Source organism: Nocardia sp. NPDC127606, from assembly GCF_042671725.1.
Taxonomy (GTDB): Bacteria; Actinomycetota; Actinomycetes; order Mycobacteriales; family Mycobacteriaceae; genus Nocardia.
Map to the genome: position 1 here is coordinate 199,495 of NZ_JBHXWQ010000005.1, position 19,813 is coordinate 219,307.

Consider the following 19,813-nt stretch of genomic DNA (forward strand, 5'->3'; position numbering starts at 1 on the left):
ATGCACACCGTGATCACCAATCTGAGTTCACTGTGGGAAGTGGTGCTCGCCGCGCTGATCTTCGGCGCGGGTGTGCCCGCGGTCTTCGCCTTCGCGGTGCGGTGGTGGGGCAATGCCGAGACCGTCGACGCCGAGGGCCGAGTCCGGCGCAACTATCCGGCGCTGGCGGGTGCGGTGACCTGTCTGGTCCTCATCGTCGTCGTGGTGATCACCGGAATCCTGTTCACCGCCAAGGCGTTCATCGCCCACCAGTTCGGCATCCACCTGTTCGGCCAATCATGAGTGAGGAAGCCATGACCGATCCGAACCCCACTCCCGCGACCCCGCCGGTCCGTGGCAACCTGCTCTCGCGTGTGCTCGGGTGGCTGCGCGCGGGCTATCCGCAGGGTATTCCCCAGTCGGACTATGTCGCGTTGTTCGCCGTGCTGCACCGCCACCTCACCGACTACGAGGTGAGGGTGATCGGGGAGAAACTGGTGGAGGCGAATCCGAATCGGGAATCGATCAGCGAGGCCGAAATCGCGGCCGCCATCGCCGATTTCGCGAAGCAGCAGCCCGCGCCCGACGATGTCTCGCGGGTGGCTTCGCATCTGGCCGCCGGTGGCTGGCCGTTGGCCGAACCACTCGACGACGGCGAACCCACTACCGAACAGAATTGATCATCCACTTCGACAATTCCGATACGCCAGCGGAATTCGCGCACGGCGACAATGGCGAATCGCCCGGCTGTCCGGCGATCGCGCGCTAGCATGCATCCGTGGTTCGGCGTGCGGATGTAACCGATAGTGGTCGTAGTTACGGTGGATTGTCGCGCCAGCAGCGAGTCGCGCTACGCCGCAACAGGTTGACCGACGCGGCACTGGAACTATTCGGCACCCAGGGATATTCGTCGACCTCGATCGAGCGACTGTGTTCGACCGCGAATGTGTCGACCCGCAGTTTCTACGAAGACATCGGTAGCCGCGAGGCATTACTGATCGCCCTCGTCGACCGGTTGAACGCGGCCGCGCTACGCCGCCTCGACGAGGCATTGGAACACACCAGCGAACAGCCGCTGGTGGTACGCGTGGTGGAGAGTTTCCGCGCGTTCCTCGCGGTGACCTGCCGTGATCGCCGGGCGGCGCGGGTGTTCTATGTCGAGGTCGTCGGGGTGAGTCCGGTAGTGGAGGAATGGCGGCGCGCGCAGCGGCGGTCGATTTCGGCACTGCTCACCCGGGAAGCTCAGCGCGCCGCCGAACGTGGCGAAGCGGAATCGCGCAGCCTGCACCTGTTCGGCCTCGCGGTAATCGGCGCGGTGAATTCCCTCGCGCAGGAGATGGTGCACGCCACCGTTCCCGGTGACGCGATCTCGGTCGACGAGATCTGCGAGGAGATCGCCTATTTCATCCGCTCCGGGCTCACGGTGCGCACCGCGGTCGCGCCCACCACGTAGCTGCCGACAACGCAGAAACGGGAGGCATCCGAATCCGGATGCCTCCCGCTTTCAGTGGGAAATCAGATACCCATGCCCTGTGCGAGCAGCGGCCACGACTCGTGCAGCGCCTGCTCCCAGTACGGCCAGTAGTGGGTGCCCATCGGGGTGAACTGGTAGGTCGCCGGGATACCCAGCGAGTCCAGCTTGGTCTTCAGGTTCTGGCTGCAAGCGTTGGTCGCCGCTTCGATGCCGATACCGAGACCGAGGTTGATCACGCCCATCGGGCCGGGCGAACCGTTGAGGTAGTAGGCCACGTCGGCGTTGGTCGGCATGCCGCTACCGCTGGAGATGTAGAGGTTGGTGCCGCGCAGCTTCTCCGCGTTGACGACCGGGTCGTTCTCGACCCACGCGGGATCGTTGTCCGGGCCGTACATGTTCGCGGTCTTGCCACCGGCCCAGGTCTCCACGGAGAACTTGACGGCCTGCTTGCCCATCGGGTCGGCGATCTGCGCGCAGCCACTGTAGGCGGCGACGGACTTGAACAGACCCGGGTTGGCCTCGGCCAGCTGCAGCACCGAGGTGCCGGAGGTGGACAGCCCGGCCAGCGAGTTCAGGCCGGTGGAGTTCAGTGCGCCGTCGAGCAGCGGCGGGAGCTCCTGGGTGAAGAAGGTGCTCCACTTGTTCAGGCCCAGCTTCGGGTCTTCGGCTTTCCAGTCGGTGTAGTAGCTGCCGCGGCCGCCGATCGGCTGGATCACATTGACCTGCTTGTCGGCCAGGAAGCTCAGCGCCTGGGTCTGCGCCGCCCAGCTGGCGGTGCCCTCACCGCCGTCGAGGCCGTTGAGCATGTAGAAGTTGGGGGCGGGCTTGGACTCGTCGACGGGACGCTGCACGTCGATCGTGATGTCCTTCTTCATCGCCGCCGAGTACACCTTCAGATGCCACACGCGTCCGTCTTTGACGATGGACGACACGGCTGAGGGCTTCTCGGGTTCGGCGTTCGCGGCGCCGCCGGCGACAACGGCCACCGACAATGCGGCGGTCAGAGCCACGGCGGTGGTGCGCAGCGCGGCCACGGTACGTAGTGCAGAGAGCTTCATCGAACAGTCGGTTCCAGTCCACGGGCCCTGTCGGGCACGTCATCGCAGTGCTTCCCCCGGTCGCCGAGAGCATATGCGCTCGACGCCTGCAGGGCTGTCAGATCCTCCGACACTCTATGTCCTCTCACAGGACCGAATCGTTACCGGTTCACTTTTATGGTGACCTCGAGCACGGTTTACGGGGGCGCAATCTGGGCTGTGATTCGGAAATGCCGCCGCAACCAGGCGCTCTTATGGTGACGAGCATGGGTAAGGAAATCTCCGGTAGCGCGACCACCGGGATCGAGATCAGTGGATTGAGCAAGACCTTCACGGTGGGCCGCAACACTGTCAACGCGCTGGACTCGGTCGATTTGCGGACTTCTCACGGTGCATTCCTGTCATTGCTCGGGCCCTCGGGCTGCGGCAAATCGACGGTGTTGCGGATTCTGGCCGGCCTGGACGAACCGAGTGCGGGCAGCGCGCGGATCAACGGCATGTCCCCGGAACAATTGCGCGGTGGAGCCGAGCTCGGTATCGCGTTCCAGGATTCGGCGTTGCTGCCGTGGCGCAGTGTGGAGTCGAACATCCGGCTGCCGTTGCAGGTGGCCGGGCTGCCCGCCGAACCGGACCGGATCGCCGAACTGATCGCGCTGGTCGGGCTGGAGGGGTTCGAGAAGGCCAAGCCCGCGCAGTTGTCCGGCGGTATGCGCCAACGGGTTTCGATCGCGCGAGCGCTGGTCGTGCAGCCGTCGGTGTTGTTGCTCGACGAACCGTTCGGCGCGCTCGACGACATGACCCGGCAGCGATTGAACCTGGAACTGCTGCGCATCTGGACCGAGAAGCCCGCGACCACACTGATGGTCACCCACGGCATCGGCGAGGCGGTGTTCCTCTCCGACGTGGTGGCGGTGATGAGTCCGCGACCGGGCCGGGTGCTCGAACTGGTCGAGATCGACCTGCCGCGACCGCGCACACCGGAGATGATGCGCACCCCCGAATTCCACAAGCTCTGTGACTACCTGTCCGAGCTGCTGTTCGGGCGGGGTGGAGTGGTATGAGTGTGGCGACAGCCCGGCGTATCCCGACCGACATGGGCCGGGTGGCCGGGGCGCTGGGCGTGGTGGCGCTGATCGCCCTGTGGTGGGCGCTGGCCGCCGCCGGAACCGCGGGCGGGACGATTCCCTCACCGTGGCGGGTCCTTTCGGTCATGTGGTCGGACGGGTGGGGGCTCTACGGGCCCAACTTCCAGGTCACCGCGATCGGGGCGTTGCAGGGCTTCCTCTGGGGGAACGTGCTGGCGATCGGGATCGCGGCGCTGATCATGCTGGTGCCGCGGATCGAACCCCTCGCGACCCAGCTGGCCATCCTGAGCTACTGCACGCCGCTGGTGGCGCTGGGCCCGATCATCCTGGTGGTGTTCGGCGGACGCACGCCCACGGTGTTCCTGGCCGCGATGTACTGCTTCTTCACCACCATGGTCGGCGCGGTGAGCGGATTGCGCTCGGCCGATCCGGCGAGCCTGGATCTGGTGCGCGCCTACGGCGGTGGCCGCTGGCAGCAGCTGTATCGGGTGCAAGCCATCGCCGCGCTGCCGAATACGTTCGCCGCCTTGAAGATCGCCGCGCCGTCGGCCGTGCTCGGCGCGATCATCGGTGAGTATCTCGGTGGCGTCGACAGCGGTATCGGGGTCGCGCTCACGGCGGCCCAGACCGCCTACAACGTGCCGCGCACCTGGGGCATGGCGATCGCCGCGGCCGCCCTGGCCGGACTCGGGTACTTGCTGGTGGCGGGCGCGGCCCGACTGATCACGCCGTGGACGACGGTGGAGGAGGGGCGATGACCACCACCGTTGTGCGCCGGATCGGCCGCTTTCTGCTGCCGTTGGCGACGTCGCTGATTCTGCTGCTCGTCATCTGGACGCTGTTCCTTCGCCTGTTCCCGCAGATCGGGCCGCGAGTGGGCAAGACGCCGTCGGATGTCTGGGCCTACCTGGTCACTTCGGCGGGCGCGCCGGCAGCGCGCCAGGCGATCGTCGACGACCTCGTGATCACCCTCGGTGACGCGGCATCGGGCTTCGTCGTCGGAATGCTCGGCGCGATCGGCGTCGCCGCGCTGTTCGTGCTGTATTCGGCTGTGCGGCAGACGTTCATGCCGGTCGCGATGCTGTTGCGGTCGGTGCCGCTGGTTGCCCTGAGTCCGATCGTCGTGCTGATCTTCGGCCGTGGCACAGCGGGGGTGACGGTGCTGACGGCGATCGTCGTGTTCTTCCCCGCCCTGGTGATGATCATGACGGGCCTGCGCGAAGCGCCGAGGCAGGCAATGGAATTGGTGACCGCCTACGGCGGCACGCGGTGGACGCGACTGCGGATGGTCGCGGTGCCCGCCGCGCTGCCGTCGGTGTTCGCCGCGGCCAGAGTCTCGGTGCCCGGCGCGCTGATCGGCGCCCTGCTGGGTGAATGGCTCGGCAGTGGAACAGGATTGGGCGCGAGCCTGGTGCGGGCCATCCCGATGTTCCAGTACAACCGGCTGTGGGCGTCGATCGTGGTGGTCACGGTGGTATCAGTACTGCTGTACGCGATCGTCGGCGTGATCGAGAACGTGGTGCTCGCGCGCTTCGGACCGAGCGCGGGAAAGTAAGGAATAGCGGCGGAACGTGGCGGCAAAGAGAACGAAACGCGCCGAACCTACATTCTGCGTATGAACAGTATCGACCGTCGTTCCTTTCTCCGCTTTTCCGCATTGACCGGCGCGGCGCTCGGCGGTGCCGGGCTGCTCGCCGCCTGTGGCGGTAGTTCGGCCACTTCCTCGAACGGCTCGACCGACGACGGCTCGAAATTCGGCAAGGTCGCTGTCCAGTTGTCCTGGATCAAGAACATCGAATTCGCGGGTGAGTATTTCGCCGATTCGAAGGGCTATTTCAAGGATGCGGGATTCGGTGCGGTAGATCTCGTCGCGGGTGGCGCGGCGTCGACCTCGGTGGAAGCCGGTCTCGATACCGGCAAGATCTGGCTCGGCCTTTCCGCGCCGCAGACCACCGCGCCCGCCGTACTGGAAGGACTACCCGCCAAGATCGTCGGCGCGACCTATCAGAAGAACCCGTTCGCGATCGTGAGCTCGGCGGGCAAACCGATCAAATCTCCGGCGGAGATGAAGGGCCGCAAGATCGGCGTGCAGGACACCAATCAGCTCATCTTCAGTGCTCTGCTGGCGGCCAACGGCATCAGTCCCGGCGATGTCACCGTGGTGCCCGCGCAGTTCGATCCGACCCCGCTGGCCAACGGTGAGGTCGACGGCTGGGTGAGTTACGTGACCAACGAGCCGATCACCCTGGCCGCCAAGGGCTTCGCCAACGATCACTTCCTGTTCGCCGACTTCGGCCTGCCGCTGGTCGCGGAGACATTGACTGTCAGCCAGCACACCATCGACAACGAGCGCGACAAGCTCAAGGCCTTCCTGACCGCCCAGATCAAGGGCTGGAAGGACGCTGTCGCCAACCCCGCCGAGTCCGCGCGCCTGGCCGTAGAGGTCTACGGCAAGGACCTGAAACTCGATCTGGCCGAGCAGACCAAGGAGGCCACCGCACAGAACGACCTGGTCGTCTCGGCGTCGACCAGGACCGACGGCCTGCTGACGATGTCGGACGCGCTGATCGAGCAGAACATCGCCGCGCTGCGTACCGCCAAAATCGACATCAAGGCCGACCAGCTCTTCGACCTGTCCGTGCTGCGCGAGGTGTACGCCGAGAACCCGGGCCTGAAATAGAACTCGGTCGGCGCCGCTGCCTCGCGGCGCCGACCGGGTACATCAAATAGCCATGCCCACGGCGGCGGTCGAGCCGTAGTCGCGCTGAGCCGCGAGGCGCAGACCCGCGCGGGAGGCGAGGAAGTCGGCGGTGATGAAGACCGCGGTCTCGGCCGGGGTGCGCGGGCCGGACTCGAGGCCGGCCGGTACGTGCACGCGTGACAGAGTCGGCTCGTCGAAGCCGCCCGCGCGCAGGTCGTCGAGGCGACGGGCCTGGTCGGCGGGGGTGCCGAGGGCGGCAAGGTATCCGAGCTCGGGTAGTCGTAGGGCGACGGTGAGCAGCGGGATCTCGAAGCGCGGCTCGTTGGCCAGCACGACGATGGCGGTGCTGCTGTCGACCTCGCCCGCGGCCGAGAGGGTGTTGAGGTAGCGATGCGGCCAGTCGACGACCACTTCGGCGCCCGGGAACGAGGCCGGGTCGGCGAACTCGGGGCGCGAGTCGCAGATGGTCACCCGGTAGCCGATCATCCGCGCCTGCGCGACGAGGGTGGCGGCATAGGCGTTGGCGCCGAAGATGATCAGGCGCGGCGGCGGGCAGTACGAGGCGACGAACAGATCCGACTCGGGCAGCGCGACGAGTTCGGTCGCGTGCTTGCGATCGGTGACCAGATGCTGGCCGATGACGTCGGGATCCTGATTCCACACCACGGTGAACACGGTGACCCGGCGATGGGCTTGGATATCGGCGGCGATAGTGGGGAATTCGGGAAAGTCGCGGCAGGAGAACGGTTCTACGAAGATATCGACGAGTGTTCCGTCGTCGGCACTCGATTCCATACCGGTGAGCATGCTGTAGCGACGCAGTTGCCGGACGCCGGTGCGACCCGCTTCCAATGCCGCGTCGTAGACGGTCTCTTCCAGCCGTCCGGAGGCAATGGATCCGAAGACGCCACCGTTGGGGGTGACGAGCATCGAAGAGCCGATGGGCAGGGAATTGGTGCCGATGGTACGGACCACGGTGGCCAGGCCGCCCGTACGGCCCGAATGCCACACTCGCAGAAGGTCATCGACGATATCGCGCATATCTCACAACTCCGATCACCGTGCGCCGACTTCCGGGAAATCGCGATCGGTCCCTGTCGCCAAGTCGTCGCACGTGACGCACACCATATCCTGTCGACCGCCCAAATAGGAACCGGCCCCGATATCGCCTGCGGCTACTTCGGAAATGGCTTCCCAGTGCTTGTTCTCGATCACAACGGGGTGTCCAGGTGTGTTGTGAAACACAGCACGGGCAAGTCCGCTCTTGCTCGAGCGTGCCGCGGCGAGCACTCTGGCGACCACATCGGCCCCGATATCGGGGATGTCGACGGGCAGGAACGCCACGTACCGGGCGTCCGTTTCGGTGGCGGCGCGCAGGCCCTCGCGCACCGTCGCGGAGAGTCCGGTCGCCCAGTCGGCGACCCACCGGCATTCGGCGCCCGCGGGCAGTCCGAGGCCGGCCGGATCGGGTCCCGTCGCGCCGAGCATGACGATCACCGGATCGCAGCCACCGTCGCGCAGAGCGGTGATCGCCGAGCGCAACCAGGCGCCGTTTTCGGCGAGTGCCTTGGGTTTGCCGTATCGCGTGCCCGCACCGGCCGCGAAGACGATGCCCGTGCACGAGGCGTGCGCGGAACGGTCGAGTGGGGGCATGTGAGCGAAGGTAATGACCCAATGTTGCCGCTCGATTACAGCAGGGGAGCGCACCGGCGACGACACGCCGACGTGATGGACTGCACATCGGTGGCGACACGGCGGGGATCGCGCGATGCTGGATCGATGACGAGCGAAGGGTTGAGCCTCGCGGGTTTCAACGATCTACCTGCGGCGATGGCAGAACAGGCATTGCTTGGCTGTTGCTCGGCGCCGCGCTGGGCGCGGGCGATCGCGGGCGCGCGCCCCTATGCGACCACGGAGTCGCTGCTGGCGGCCGCCGACGCGGCGGCGGCCGCGCTCGACGACGCCGATATCGACGAGGCGCTGGCCGGTCACCCGCGTATCGGCGACCGCCCGACCTCGGCGGCATCGGCGCGCGAACAGTCCGGGGTGGCGGGCGACGAGGTACGCGCGGCCCTGGCCGAGGGCAACCGCGCCTACGAGGCGAAGTTCGGCCATATCTACCTGGTCTGCGCGGCAGGCCGCGGCGGCGAGGAATTACTCGCGGTCCTGCGGGCGCGCCTGGACAACGATCCGTCTACCGAAAGGCAGGTCATGCGAGCAGAACTGGCCAAGATCAACCGGCTGCGCCTGGCGGGGCTGGTGGCGTCGTGACGAGCCTGAGCACCCATGTCCTCGATGCCGTGCGCGGCGTGCCCGCCGCGGGCGTCGCGGTGTGGCTCCTGCGCGACGACCAGCGGCTCACCGAAGCGCTCACCGATGCCGACGGCCGGGTGAAAGAGCTCGCGGCCGGACTCAATCCGGGTGACTACCGATTGTTCTTCGACACCGGCAGCTATTTCGCGGCACAGGGCACCGAGACCTTCTATCCGGAAGTCTGCGTCGCGTTCACCGTGGGTGAGCAGCCGCATCTGCATGTGCCGCTGTTGCTGTCGCCGTTCGCCTATTCCACCTACCGAGGGAGCTGAGATGGCACTGACCGGTCCGATCGTGTTGACCGACAATCGATACGGCAAGTCCGAGAATCGGGTTGTGCGTTTCTACAAAGAGAACGCGCGCCACGAGATTCGCGACGTGAACGTCTCGACCGCCCTGCGCGGCGATTTCGAGGCGGCATACACCGATGGTGACCAGCGTCATGTCCTGCCCACCGACACCCAGAAACACATGGCCTTCGTGTATTCGAAGAAGCCGGGCCTCGACACCATCGAGGACTACGCGATCGCGTTGGGGAAGCATTTCGTGGACTCGGTCGATCCGGTGTCGAGTGCGCGCATCGACGTGGACTCCTACGGCTGGCAGCGGGTTTCGGTCGACGGTGCCGAACACGATCACACCTGGGTGCGCCAAGGGCCCGAGGTTCGGACGGCCGCGGTGACCGTGGCGGGCAAGGGCGCCGAGCAGCAGCGGTGGGTGATCGGCGGGATCAAGGACCTGGTGCTGCTCAAGTCGACCGGATCGGAATTCGCCGACTTCCTCACCGACGAGTACACGACCCTCGCGCCGACCCACGATCGCGTGCTCGCCAGTTCGCTGGTGGTCCAGTGGCGGTTCGTCGAGACCGGCGGATTCGACTGGGACGAGGTGTACGCCGGAATCCGCGCCACACTGCTGGAGCTCTTCGCGACCACGTACTCCAAGGCCTTGCAGCAGACGCTGTACGCGATGGGAACGGCCGCGCTGGAACGTTTTCCGATGCTGGCCGAGATCCGGTTGTCGGCGCCGAACAAGCATCACTTCGACTACGACCTCGCGCGGTTCGACATCGAGAACAAGGGCGAGGTCTTCTGGGCGGCCGACCGGCCGTACGGCTCGATCCACGCCACCCTGGCGCGCGCGGACGCGCCCGATGCGGGGATCGCGTGGCAGCCATGAGCGCGCCCGATCTGCTGATCCACGGCTGTGCGGTGGTGACCGTCGACGCGGCGGGCACCGAGTATCGCGACGGCTGGGTCACCGTGCGCGGCAACAAGATCGATGCCGTCGGTGCGGGGGACCCGCCCGCGTTCGGCCCGGAGGTCGCGCGCATCGACGGACGTGGCTGCGTGCTCACTCCCGGGCTGGTCAACACCCATCACCACCTGTACCAATGGATCACCCGTGGGCTCGCCGCCGACAACACGCTGTTCGAGTGGCTGACCACGCTGTATCCGGTGTGGGCGCGGATCGACGAGAAATCGGTGCGGACCGCGGCCACCGGCGCGCTGGTCTCGCTGGCGCGCAGCGGGTGCACGACGTCGTCGGATCACCACTATGTGTTCCCGCGCGGCGGCGGTGACCTGCTCGCCGCCGAGATCGGCGCGGCGGCCGAGGTGGGGCTGCGCTTCCACCCGGCGCGCGGGTCGATGGACCTCGGCCAGAGCAAGGGCGGGCTGCCGCCGGACACCGTGGTCGAGTCGATCGACGACATCCTCGCCGCGAGTGCGGCGGCCATCGGGGACTGGCACGACCCGTCCTTCGACGCGATGGTGCGCGTAGCGCTGGCCCCCTGCTCGCCGTTCTCGGTGACCGCCGATCTCATGCGCGAGTCCGCGGCGCTGGCCCGTTCCGCGGGCGTCCGGCTGCACACGCACCTCGCCGAAACCCTCGACGAGCAGGACTTCTGCCAGGAGAAGTTCGGGTGCACGCCCGCCGAGTACATGGAGCGGCTGGGCTGGCTCGGCGACGACGTCTGGTACGCCCACGCCGTGCACCTCGACGACCCGGCGATCGCGGCGATGGCTCGCACCGGGACCGGGATCGCGCACTGCCCGACCTCCAACGGCCGGTTGGGCGCGGGGATCGCGCGGACCGCCGACCTGGTGGCGGCCGGTGTCCCCGTCGGCCTCGGGGTCGACGGTGCGGCCAGCAACGAGTCGAGTTCGATGATCGAGGAACCGCGCAACGCGCTGCTGTACGCGCGGGCGATCGGCGGTCCACGGGCGATGACGGTGCGTACGGCGCTGGAACTGGCGACCATGGGTGGTGCGCGGGTACTCGGGCGGGCCGAGGAGATCGGGTCCATCGAGCCGGGCAAACTGGCGGATCTGGCGCTGTGGCGGCTGGATACGGCCGCGCACGCGGGCATCGAAGATCCCGTTGTCGCGCTGATTCTGGGATCGGCGCCGCCGCTGGCCGCGCTGTTGGTGAACGGGCGCGAGGTCGTTCGCGACGATGTCGTGCTGACGGTGGACGAGGGATCGGTCGGGGCCGACGTGGCCCGGGCGCAGGCGACGTTGCTCGCCGGTGCGTGATGCGGCCCGGCCGGGGCGTGTGCTGATGCAACGCGCGCTTCGGCGTGCTGATCTGCGGTTTTGCCCGGATCGGCGCACACTGGATGGCGTACACCGGGTTAACCGCGGCGCAATCTGGCGCGGGTTTCGTGCAACATCGTGGCAACTCCCGGCCCCTACTGTGGCCGGTGAGGTTAGCGAGGTGAACGTGGATCTGGACACTGTTTCCGAGATTGTTCTCGCCCGCGAACGCGCCGATCTGGCGCAGGTCGGAGCGGGAAGCGCGGTGCTGGCGGGCGGTACTCACCTGTTCTCCGAACCGCACGATCATCTCGACACGCTCGTCGACATCACCACCCTCGGCTGGGCGCCGCTGACCGAGTCCGCACCGGGGCTGGAGATCGCCGCGACCTGCACGCTGGCGGAGTTCGCCGGCGCCCGTCCCGGCCGGGAACTCGGCACGGCGACCATGCGGCCGGAGTGGCCGGGGACGGCCTTGTTCGCGCAGTCCTGCCGGGCACTGCTGGCCTCGCACAAGATCTGGCGCACGGCGACGGTCGGCGGGAACGTGTGTCTGTCACTGCCCGCCGGCGCGGTGCTCGGCGCGCTCGTCGCCTTGGACGCGACCGCGGTGATCTGGCCGCGTGGCGGTGGCGAGCGTCGAATCTCGCTGCGCGACTTCGTCACCGGACCGGGGGAGAACCTGCTGGGATCGGGCGCTGTCGTGCGCTCGTTCCTCGTTCCCGCTTCGAGCCTGGTGGCGCGCACCAGCTTTCGCAAGGTGGCCTTGGCTCCGCTCGGGCGTTCCGGGTCGGTGGTGATGGGCAGGCAGGGGACCGACGACCGGTGCGCGATCACCATCACCGCGGCGACCGTTCGCCCGATCGTCCTCGACTTCGACTCCGTCCCTTCGTCATCCGAGCTGAACGACGCGCTGGCCGATATCGATGCCGACGTGTGGTTCGACGATCCCCACGGTGCGCCGGACTGGCGCGAGCACGTGACCGGGCTGCTGGCCGCCGAGGTGGCCGCCGAACTCAGGGAGGCGTCGTGAGTTCAGCGAGTCGCATCGTAGGCGGCGCGAGCGGCGAGCACCCGATCCATGTGCTGCTCGGCCCAGCCCTTGATCGTGCGCATCACCGGCAGCAAGTCCTCGCCGAGCGGAGTCAGCCGGTACTCGACGCGAACCGGCACCTCGGGCAGCACGGTGCGGGTGACCAGGCCGTCGCGTTCGAGATTGCGCAGGGTCTGGGTGAGCATCTTCTGACTCACGCCCGCCAGCCGCTGGTTCAGCTCGCTGTAGCGCAGCGAACCGTCTGCCAGGGCGATGATCGCCAGACTCACCCACTTGTCGCCGATCCGGTCCAGCAGCTGACGCGCCGGGCATTCGGCCACGTAGGCGTTGTAGGCCGCGCCCGCTTCGGCGCGGCGCTCGGCGGCGGTCCGCGTGCCCATCGCTCTCCCTCGCGTGCGGTACGCACTTCACAGTGCGTACTTCCCGATAGAGAGTAGCTCTCCCTAGGTTCGGTCAGTACCTACGGAAGAGAGAAATCAGCATGCGCGCAGTTGTCGTCCATACCTTCGGCGGACCGGAAGCCCTCGAACTCGTCGAGGTGCCGGTGCCCGCTCCGGGGCCAGGTCAGGTGCGGATCCGGGTGTCGGCCGCCGCGGTGAACCCGGTCGACGCGGTGACCAGGGCGGGTGCGCTGGTCGAAGCCGGTCTGATGGCGCCGCGACCGGTGACCGGGATCGGCTGGGACGTGGCGGGCGAGATCGACGAGATCGGCGCCGGGGTGACCGGTTTCGCGGTGGGGCAGCCCGTGATCGGGCTTCGTGATCTGCTCGACCGGTCGCTGGGCAGCTACGCGGACTACCTCGTGCTCGACGCGTCGGCGGTGGCAGCGGCTCCCGTCGGCCGCTCTGCGGCGGAGGCCGCGACGCTACCGCTCAACGGGCTCACCGCTTTTCAGGCGCTCGACCTGCTCGATCTCGCCGAAGGCGACAGTGTGCTGGTGACCGGCGCGGCCGGTGCGGTCGGCGGTTTCGCGGTCGAGATCGCCGCGCGATGGCGTGGGCTCAGGGTGATCGCACAGGTCGGCGCCGAGGACGCCGACTTCGTGCGCGGACTCGGTGCGAAGTGGGTGCTACCGCGGGAGACGCCAGACCTGGCCGAGGCGGTCCGTGCGCTGGTGCCCGGTGGTGTGGATGCCGTCCTGGACACGGCGGGCCTGAGCGCCGGAGCCCTTGCCGCGGTGCGCAACCGGGGCTCTTTCGTCACCGTCGTCGGCGGCGCCGACCCGATTCCGTTGCGCGGCATCCGCGTTCACCACGCATGGATCAGCGCCGACGGCGCCGCTCTCGCCACGCTCGCCGGCTACGACCTCGCCCTGCGCGTGGCCGACACCCTGCCGCTCGAGCACGCCGCCGACGCGCACACCCGACTGGCCCGAGGCGGCCTGCGCGGCCGCATCGTGCTGACCACGGAACACGGAGGTGGTTCATGAGGCTCGATATCGACGGCCGCGCGGTCGAAGTGACCGCGCGGCCAGGCCAGTGCCTGCGCACGCTGCTGCGCGAACACGGCGAGCTCGCGGTCAAGAAGGGCTGCGACTCCGGCGACTGCGGAGCCTGCTCGGTGCTGCTCGACGGCGAACCAGTCCACTCCTGCCTGATCCCGGCCCACCGCGCCGCCGACCGGACGGTGACGACGGCAGCGGGACTCGGCGATGCCGACGACCCGAACGCGGTGCAGCGCAGCTTCGTCGAGAACGCCGCCTTCCAATGTGGTTTCTGCACCGCCGGAATGGTGGTGACAGCATCGGGTCTGGCCGCTGCCCGTCCCGACACAGCTGTGGACAACTTGCCTGCTCAGGCCGTCGCTGATGCCGAAAGCGCCGAGCTGCTGAAGGGAAACCTGTGCCGCTGCACGGGATATCGCGCCATTGCCGACGCCTTGGCCGCACCCTGTGCAGCACTGTGCACAACTGTCGAGTCGGTGACCGAGGGCCTGGCTGAACTCGCGGAGCAGCGACCTCTCGATGACACGGCGAGTGTTTCCAAGCCGGATGGCGCACGGTCCGTGACAGGGTCGGTCGTCGCGGCGGGGCCGGGTGTCGAGTCGTACGTGACGGGCGGGCGACCGACCGGCGAGGTCACCACGGTGTCCGCCGAGGAGGGACCGGAAGTCGGGGTGTCCGCCGTGTTGGGAGCGGCGGCGCGCGTCGGTGGGGTGATGCGGCGGAAGTATCGGCCCGGGCAGATCGGGGACGGGGTGCGGGCGCCCGCGGGGGCGCGGATCGTGCGGGGTGGGGAGGCCTTCACGATGGATGTGGTTCCGGGAGCCGGAGCGCAGATGCCGCCGGTGGCTCCGTGGCATCTGGCTGTGCTGGCCAGTCCGCACGCGCATGCGCGGATCGTCTCCATCGACGTGGCCGCGGCGCGGGCTGTGCCGGGTGTGCACGCGGTGTTGACGCATGTGGATGGTCCGCGAACCGCGTTCTCCACGGCTCGCCACGAACTGCGCGAGGACGATCCGGACGACACCTTCGTGCTCGACAGCACGGTCCGGTTCGCGGGGCAGCGGGTAGCCGCGGTGGTGGGGGAGACGCTGGATGCCGCACGTGCGGGAGTGCGGGCGCTGCACGTGGAGTACGAGGCGCTGCCCGCGGTATTCGAGCCCGAGGCGGCGCTGGCCGACGGCGCGCCGTTGCTGCACGCCGACAAGCCGGACTCGGCACGGATCGCCGACGCGCGACGCAATCTGATCGCCGAGATCCACGGTGGTGTCGGTGATGTCGATGCGGGTATCGAGCAGGCCGCGAAAGTGGTGAGCGGCGTGTGGAATTCGCCGCGCGTGCAGCATGTGCACTTGGAAACCCACGGCGGGATCGGCTGGCTCGATGACGCGGGCAGGCTCGTCGTCCGCTCGAGCACACAGGTGCCGTTCCTGGTGCGCGACGAACTCTGCCACCTGTTCGGGCTGGACCGGGACCGCGTGCGGGTGTTCGCGACTCGCGTCGGCGGCGGCTTCGGGGCGAAGCAGGAGATGCTGGCCGAGGACCTGATCGCCTTGGCTGTCCTGCGTACCGGGCATCCCGTGCACTACGAATTCACTCGCACCGACGAATTCACCTCGGCCACATGCCGTCATCCGATGCGGGTCGCGGTCACCGCGGCCGCCGACGACGCGGGCATCCTGACCGCGCTCGCGGTGGACGTGCTCGCCGACGCGGGCGCCTACGGCAACCACAGCGCGGGCGTGATGTTCCATTCCGTCGGCGAATCGGTGGCCGTCTACCGCTGCCCGAACAAGCGGGTCGACGCACAGGCGGTGTACACCAACAACGTTCCCTCCGGCGCGTTCCGCGGCTACGGGCTCGGCCAGGTGATCTTCGGCGTCGAATCGGCGATCGACGAACTGGCCCGCGAACTCGGCATCGACCCGTTCGAATTCCGGCGTCGCAACGTGGTGATCCCGGGCGACCAGTTCACCGCCGCCGAAATCGACGAGTCCGACCTGACTTTCGGCAGCTACGGTCTCGACCAGTGCCTCGACACCGCCCAGCGGGCGCTGCTTCGCGGCAACGGCGTCGCCGCGCCCGGACCGGATTGGCAGGTAGGTGAGGGGATGGCGGTGGCGATGATCGCGACCGTGCCCCCGCGCGGGCACCATGCCGATGCCACGGCGAGCCTGCGCTCCGACGGCCGATACGAAATCGGCGTCGGCACCGCGGAATTCGGCAACGGCACCACCACCGTCCACGCCCAGCTCGCGGCGACGGCACTGGCCACCGCCGCCGAGCGGATCGTGATCCGCCAGTCCGACACCGACGTGGTCGGCCACGACACCGGCGCGTTCGGCTCCACCGGCACCATGGTCGCGGGCAAAGCCTCCTACGCGGCGGCGCTCGAACTGCACGCGATGCTGCTGGCCAGGGCGGCGAAGGTGAGCGGTCACCCCGAACGCGATTGTCTGCTCGAAGCGGGCGGCGTGCGCTGCGGCGACGAGCTGCTCACCGCGGCGCAACTGCTCGCCGATGGGGAGCTCATCGCCCACGGCACCCACGCGGGCACCCCGCGCTCGGTGAGCTTCAATGTCCACGCGTTCCGCGTGGCGGTTCGGCCCGCGACCGGTGCGGTGCGAATATTGCAGTCGGTCCAGGTCGCCGACGCGGGCACGGTGCTCAATCCGGTGCAGCTGCGTGGGCAGGTGGAAGGCGGCGTCGCCCAGGCGCTCGGGACCGCGCTCTACGAGGACATGCGGTCCGAAGCCGGCGTGGTGACCACGCGGACGCTGCGCCACTATCACATTCCGCAGTTCGCCGATCTGCCCCGCACCGAGGTCTATTTCGCCGAAACCAGTGACGAATTGGGCCCGCTGGGTGCCAAATCGATGAGTGAGTCCCCCTACAACCCGGTGGCCCCCGCCCTGGCGAACGCGATCCGCGACGCCGTCGGTGTCCGCCCTTACCGATTACCGATGACCGCCGACCGTGTGTGGCGGGCCATCGAGGAAGGAACCGCCGGGTGAATACTCGCCTGCCCGAACATATTCGAGCCCGCATCGATTCGGTGCTCGATTCCGTCGACGCCGAACTACGCGTGCGCTACCCAGGAGCGGGTGACCGGGTGCAGCCCGTGCACACCGCCTACGTTCCGGCCGACCGGGCCACCGCACAGACCCCCGCCGAGTGGGGTGCCGCCGCCCTGGAGCTGCTGCATCGCCACGCCGACTTCCTCGTCGGTCTCGACGTCACCGGTTCGCTCCCGGCCGTCCGACGCCAACTCACGGACCGGCCGGTGCAGGACATGCGCATCGACTTCGAGGACGGCTACGGATTCCGGGCCGATGACGAAGAGGACGCGGCCGCGAAGGCGGCGGGCGAGGCGCTGGCGGCGTGGGCCGACAAGCCCGGCGCACCGGTCTCGTTCGGTGTTCGGACGAAAGGGCTGGCCGCGAACGAACGTCGGCGCGCGTTGCGCACCCTCGAACTCGTCCTCGACGGGGCGGGTGGCGCGCTGCCCGGATTCGTGTTCACGGTGCCGAAGATCCGTGCGGCCGAACAGGTGTCGGCGATCGTCGACCTGTGCACCGGACTCGAGCGCGGCCACGGCCTGCCCGAACGGTCGCTGCGTTTCGAGCTCCAGATCGAGAGCCCGCAGGCGATCGTCGCACCCGACGGCACCGTGCCCATCGTCAAGATGATCCACCTGGCCGACGGCCGCTGTAGCGCGCTGCATTTCGGTACCTACGACTACACCGCCGCCTGCGGCATCGCGGCCACCGATCAGGCCCTCGATCATCCCGCCGCCGACTACGCCAAGTCGGTGATGCAGGTCGCCGCCGCGCAGACGGGGGTGTGGATCTGCGACGGCTCGACCCAGATCGTCCCCGACGTCGATCCCGAAGGCGCCATGGCCAACCACCACCGCCTGGTCGACCGGGCCCTGCGTCGTGGCTACTACCAGGGCTGGGACATGCACCCCGGCCACCTGATCACCCGCTGGCTCGCCACCTACGACTTCTTCCGCGGCGCGTCCGAGGTGGCGGTGCCGCGCCTGATCGCCTACCTGGACCGGCGTGGTGGGGGCGTCATGGACGAGCCGGCGACCGCCGAGGCCTTGGCGAGCACCGTGCTGCGCGGCCTGCGTGCCGGTGCGTTCACCGAGGCCGAGCTGCTGGCCGATGCATCGGGCCTGACCAGCGAGGTTCTGCTCGATCTCGCCGCTCGACGGGTGCGCGCGACGTGACACGACCGCCACGAATAGCGGTATACCAATAATATGGCACTCGACCCCAGGAGGCACCCGTGAGCCGATTCACCGGCAGCGACGATTTCACCCTGCTCCCGGATCTGGCCGTCCGCACCCTCGGCGGTTCCGTGATCTGGGCCAACGACGAATTCTTCGCGGAGAAGGAGAACCTGGTCAGCCCGGGTCCGTCGGAGTACCAGCCGGCGACGTTCGGCCACAAGGGCCAGGTCTACGACGGCTGGGAGACCCGTAGGCACCGCGGCAAGCCCGGCGACGACTCGGCCGTCGTGCGCCTCGGCGTACCCGGCGTGATCCGTGGCGTCGTGGTCGACACCGCCTGGTTCAAGGGCAACTTCCCGCCCGAGGTGTCGCTGTCGGCGCTGGCGATCGAGGGCTATCCGCCCGCCGAGGAGATCGCCGCCCGCACCGACTGGGTGACCCTGCTCGACCGCGTCAAGGTCGGTGGCGACAGCCGCAATCCGTTCGCCGTCGACGACGAGAACCGCTGGACCCATGTGAAACTCACCATGCATCCGGACGGCGGCGTCGCCCGCCTGCGCGTGCACGGCGAAGGTCGCCCCGATCCCGCGCTGCTCGGCCTCGGCCCACTCGATCTCGCCGCGTTGGAGAACGGCGCCCTCGTGCTCGACTGCTCCAACCGGTTCTATAGCTCGCCCAACCAGATGCTCTACCCCGGCCTGGCCAGGGAAATGGGCGACGGTTGGGAGACGGCCCGCCGCCGCGACGATGGAAACGACTGGGTACGAATCCAACTCGCCGGGCCAGGGGCGATCCGGCTGGCCGAGATCGACACCTCCTGCTTCCTCGGCAACAGCCCCGGCGCGGCCTCGCTCACCGGATTCACCAGTGACGGAACCGAAGTCGAGCTCCTGCCACGCACCGACCTGCTGCCCGATACCCGCCACCGGTTCGCGCTACAGCCCGCGGCCGCCTCGGTCGTGGAGGTGCGCCTCGATATCTACCCCGACGGCGGGCTCGCGCGGCTACGCCTCTACGGGGAGCTCTCCGCATGAGTCGTGATTTCATCGGGTACGGGCCGAATCCGCCCGACCCGCGATGGCCCGACGACGCGCAGATCGCCGTGCAGTTCGTGCTGAATTATGAAGAGGGCGGGGAGAACAACGTCCTCGACGGTTCGCCGCATTCGGAGACCTTCCTCTCCGAGATGACACCCGCCGATGCGTTCCCGAACCGGCACATGAGCATGGAATCGCTCTACGAATACGGTTCGCGCGCCGGGTTGTGGCGGGTGCTGCGCGCCTTCGAACGGCGCGGCCTGCCGCTCACCGTCTTCGCGGTGGCGCGCGCCATGCAACGCAATCCCGAAGCCGTGGCGGCCTTTTCCGAACTCGGCCACGAAATCGCCTGCCACGGCCTGCAATGGAAGTCCTATCAGCTGATCGATCGCGATATCGAACGCGCCGATATGGCCGAGGCGATCCGCATCCTGACCGAGCTCACCGGCTCCGCACCGCTGGGCTGGTACACCGGCCGCGACTCCCCGAACACCCGCGAATTGGTCGTCGAACAGGGCGGTTTCGTCTACGACTCCGACTCCTACGCCGACGACCTGCCCTACTGGACCGAGGTGCGCGGCCATAACCACCTGGTGGTTCCGTACACCCTCGACACCAACGACATGCGCTTCGCCTCCCCGGCGGGCTTCGCCAACGGCGAGGAGTTCTACGCCCACCTGCGCGACGCCTTCGACGTCCTCTACCGCGAAGGGGCCGAGGACACCCCGAAAATGCTCTCCGTGGGCCTGCACTGCCGTATCGCGGGCCGTCCCGCCCGCACCGCCGCCCTGGAACGCTTCCTCGACCACGTCCAATCCCACGACCGGGTGTGGATAACCCGGCGCATCGACATCGCCGAACACTGGCGCAAGGTGCATCCGGCGGGCGTCCGACTCCTGGGCAACTGATGCGAAACGT

The 19,813-nt window shown here is 68.2% G+C and carries 22 protein-coding genes; 17 read left to right on the top strand and 5 right to left on the bottom strand.

Annotation, left to right across the window (positions count from 1 at the left end; translation table 11 throughout):
* The 3 genes from ACFVJ5_RS23215 (at nucleotide 1) to ACFVJ5_RS23225 (ending at nucleotide 1,432) form a co-directional block, all read left to right on the top strand.
* Nucleotides 1–282: a hypothetical protein gene (locus ACFVJ5_RS23215; protein WP_378991133.1), complete on the top strand. Its 282-nt coding sequence runs from the start codon at nucleotides 1–3 to the stop codon at nucleotides 280–282.
* Between the two features lie 11 nt (nucleotides 283–293).
* Nucleotides 294–659, top strand: a complete 366-nt coding sequence (locus ACFVJ5_RS23220) for a DUF3349 domain-containing protein (RefSeq protein WP_379223002.1) — start codon at nucleotides 294–296, stop codon at nucleotides 657–659.
* A gap of 146 nt (nucleotides 660–805) precedes the next feature.
* Nucleotides 806–1,432, top strand: a complete 627-nt coding sequence (locus tag ACFVJ5_RS23225) for a TetR/AcrR family transcriptional regulator (protein WP_358186529.1) — start codon at nucleotides 806–808, stop codon at nucleotides 1,430–1,432.
* A 62-nt stretch (nucleotides 1,433–1,494) separates the two neighbouring features.
* Here the strand turns inward: ACFVJ5_RS23225 and ACFVJ5_RS23230 are convergent, their stop codons facing one another.
* On the bottom strand, nucleotides 1,495–2,511 hold the full coding sequence (locus tag ACFVJ5_RS23230; RefSeq protein WP_379223004.1) for an alpha/beta hydrolase: 1,017 nt from the start codon (nucleotides 2,509–2,511) through the stop codon (nucleotides 1,495–1,497).
* A 245-nt stretch (nucleotides 2,512–2,756) separates the two neighbouring features.
* Between ACFVJ5_RS23230 and ACFVJ5_RS23235 the strand changes: the two genes are divergently transcribed.
* Genes ACFVJ5_RS23235 through ACFVJ5_RS23250 form a run of 4 tightly spaced genes read left to right on the top strand, consistent with a single transcriptional unit; the run spans nucleotide 2,757 to nucleotide 6,255 of the window.
* Nucleotides 2,757–3,551 (top strand): ABC transporter ATP-binding protein, encoded by a 795-nt coding sequence (locus ACFVJ5_RS23235; RefSeq protein ID WP_379223006.1) that lies wholly within the window; start codon nucleotides 2,757–2,759, stop codon nucleotides 3,549–3,551.
* Nucleotides 3,548–4,333 carry an ABC transporter permease gene (locus ACFVJ5_RS23240; protein ID WP_379223008.1) on the top strand — a complete coding sequence of 262 codons (786 nt, stop codon included), beginning with the start codon at nucleotides 3,548–3,550 and terminating at the stop codon, nucleotides 4,331–4,333. Before ACFVJ5_RS23235 ends, ACFVJ5_RS23240 begins: the two co-directional genes overlap by 4 nt.
* Nucleotides 4,330–5,130, top strand: coding sequence for an ABC transporter permease (locus ACFVJ5_RS23245; protein ID WP_379223010.1), 801 nt, complete (start codon nucleotides 4,330–4,332; stop codon nucleotides 5,128–5,130). The genes ACFVJ5_RS23240 and ACFVJ5_RS23245 overlap by 4 nt, the downstream gene beginning before the upstream one ends.
* Nucleotides 5,131–5,190: 60 nt before the next feature.
* Nucleotides 5,191–6,255, top strand: a complete 1,065-nt coding sequence (locus tag ACFVJ5_RS23250) for an ABC transporter substrate-binding protein (protein WP_378655632.1) — start codon at nucleotides 5,191–5,193, stop codon at nucleotides 6,253–6,255.
* 42 nt (nucleotides 6,256–6,297) lie between these two features.
* Here ACFVJ5_RS23250 and ACFVJ5_RS23255 read toward each other — a convergent pair whose 3' ends face one another.
* Together ACFVJ5_RS23255 and ACFVJ5_RS23260 are read right to left on the bottom strand one after the other, a co-directional pair.
* Complete coding sequence (locus tag ACFVJ5_RS23255; protein ID WP_379223012.1) at nucleotides 6,298–7,317, bottom strand: XdhC family protein; 1,020 nt, start codon at nucleotides 7,315–7,317, stop codon at nucleotides 6,298–6,300.
* 15 nt (nucleotides 7,318–7,332) lie between these two features.
* Nucleotides 7,333–7,929, bottom strand: a complete 597-nt coding sequence (locus ACFVJ5_RS23260) for an NTP transferase domain-containing protein (RefSeq protein WP_379223014.1) — start codon at nucleotides 7,927–7,929, stop codon at nucleotides 7,333–7,335.
* A 126-nt stretch (nucleotides 7,930–8,055) separates the two neighbouring features.
* Between ACFVJ5_RS23260 and uraD the strand changes: the two genes are divergently transcribed.
* The 5 genes from uraD (at nucleotide 8,056) to ACFVJ5_RS23285 (ending at nucleotide 12,159) form a co-directional block, all read left to right on the top strand.
* Nucleotides 8,056–8,547, top strand: a complete 492-nt coding sequence (gene uraD, locus ACFVJ5_RS23265; protein ID WP_379223016.1) for a 2-oxo-4-hydroxy-4-carboxy-5-ureidoimidazoline decarboxylase — start codon at nucleotides 8,056–8,058, stop codon at nucleotides 8,545–8,547.
* Entirely contained in the window at nucleotides 8,544–8,861 is a 318-nt protein-coding gene (uraH, locus tag ACFVJ5_RS23270; RefSeq protein WP_379223018.1) for a hydroxyisourate hydrolase, read from the top strand. Before uraD ends, uraH begins: the two co-directional genes overlap by 4 nt.
* Nucleotide 8,862: 1 nt before the next feature.
* On the top strand, nucleotides 8,863–9,768 hold the full coding sequence (pucL, locus tag ACFVJ5_RS23275) for a factor-independent urate hydroxylase (RefSeq protein ID WP_379223020.1): 906 nt from the start codon (nucleotides 8,863–8,865) through the stop codon (nucleotides 9,766–9,768).
* On the top strand, nucleotides 9,765–11,126 hold the full coding sequence (locus ACFVJ5_RS23280; protein ID WP_379223022.1) for an 8-oxoguanine deaminase: 1,362 nt from the start codon (nucleotides 9,765–9,767) through the stop codon (nucleotides 11,124–11,126). The genes pucL and ACFVJ5_RS23280 overlap by 4 nt, the downstream gene beginning before the upstream one ends.
* 187 nt (nucleotides 11,127–11,313) lie before the next feature.
* Nucleotides 11,314–12,159: an FAD binding domain-containing protein gene (locus ACFVJ5_RS23285; protein ID WP_379223389.1), complete on the top strand. Its 846-nt coding sequence runs from the start codon at nucleotides 11,314–11,316 to the stop codon at nucleotides 12,157–12,159.
* A gap of 2 nt (nucleotides 12,160–12,161) precedes the next feature.
* Here the strand turns inward: ACFVJ5_RS23285 and ACFVJ5_RS23290 are convergent, their stop codons facing one another.
* Nucleotides 12,162–12,560, bottom strand: a complete 399-nt coding sequence (locus ACFVJ5_RS23290; protein WP_379223024.1) for a winged helix-turn-helix transcriptional regulator — start codon at nucleotides 12,558–12,560, stop codon at nucleotides 12,162–12,164.
* 101 nt (nucleotides 12,561–12,661) lie between these two features.
* On the opposite strand from ACFVJ5_RS23290, the gene ACFVJ5_RS23295 reads away from it, so the two are divergent.
* Genes ACFVJ5_RS23295 through ACFVJ5_RS23305 form a run of 3 tightly spaced genes read left to right on the top strand, consistent with a single transcriptional unit; the run spans nucleotide 12,662 to nucleotide 17,855 of the window.
* Nucleotides 12,662–13,609 carry an NADP-dependent oxidoreductase gene (locus ACFVJ5_RS23295; protein WP_379223026.1) on the top strand — a complete coding sequence of 316 codons (948 nt, stop codon included), beginning with the start codon at nucleotides 12,662–12,664 and terminating at the stop codon, nucleotides 13,607–13,609.
* Nucleotides 13,606–16,635, top strand: coding sequence for a molybdopterin cofactor-binding domain-containing protein (locus ACFVJ5_RS23300; protein ID WP_379223028.1), 3,030 nt, complete (start codon nucleotides 13,606–13,608; stop codon nucleotides 16,633–16,635). Before ACFVJ5_RS23295 ends, ACFVJ5_RS23300 begins: the two co-directional genes overlap by 4 nt.
* Nucleotides 16,632–17,855 (top strand): DUF6986 family protein, encoded by a 1,224-nt coding sequence (locus ACFVJ5_RS23305; protein ID WP_379223030.1) that lies wholly within the window; start codon nucleotides 16,632–16,634, stop codon nucleotides 17,853–17,855. The genes ACFVJ5_RS23300 and ACFVJ5_RS23305 overlap by 4 nt, the downstream gene beginning before the upstream one ends.
* On the opposite strand, the gene ACFVJ5_RS23310 is transcribed toward ACFVJ5_RS23305, so the two are convergent.
* On the bottom strand, nucleotides 17,767–18,036 hold the full coding sequence (locus tag ACFVJ5_RS23310) for a hypothetical protein (protein ID WP_379223391.1): 270 nt from the start codon (nucleotides 18,034–18,036) through the stop codon (nucleotides 17,767–17,769). The genes ACFVJ5_RS23305 and ACFVJ5_RS23310 overlap by 89 nt on opposite strands.
* On the opposite strand from ACFVJ5_RS23310, the gene alc reads away from it, so the two are divergent.
* Both alc and puuE read left to right on the top strand, forming a co-directional pair.
* Nucleotides 17,948–18,892: an allantoicase gene (alc, locus tag ACFVJ5_RS23315; protein ID WP_379223392.1), complete on the top strand. Its 945-nt coding sequence runs from the start codon at nucleotides 17,948–17,950 to the stop codon at nucleotides 18,890–18,892. The genes ACFVJ5_RS23310 and alc overlap by 89 nt on opposite strands.
* Nucleotides 18,889–19,803 carry an allantoinase PuuE gene (puuE, locus tag ACFVJ5_RS23320; RefSeq protein WP_379223032.1) on the top strand — a complete coding sequence of 305 codons (915 nt, stop codon included), beginning with the start codon at nucleotides 18,889–18,891 and terminating at the stop codon, nucleotides 19,801–19,803. Before alc ends, puuE begins: the two co-directional genes overlap by 4 nt.
* The last annotated feature ends 10 nt before the right edge of the window (nucleotides 19,804–19,813 follow it).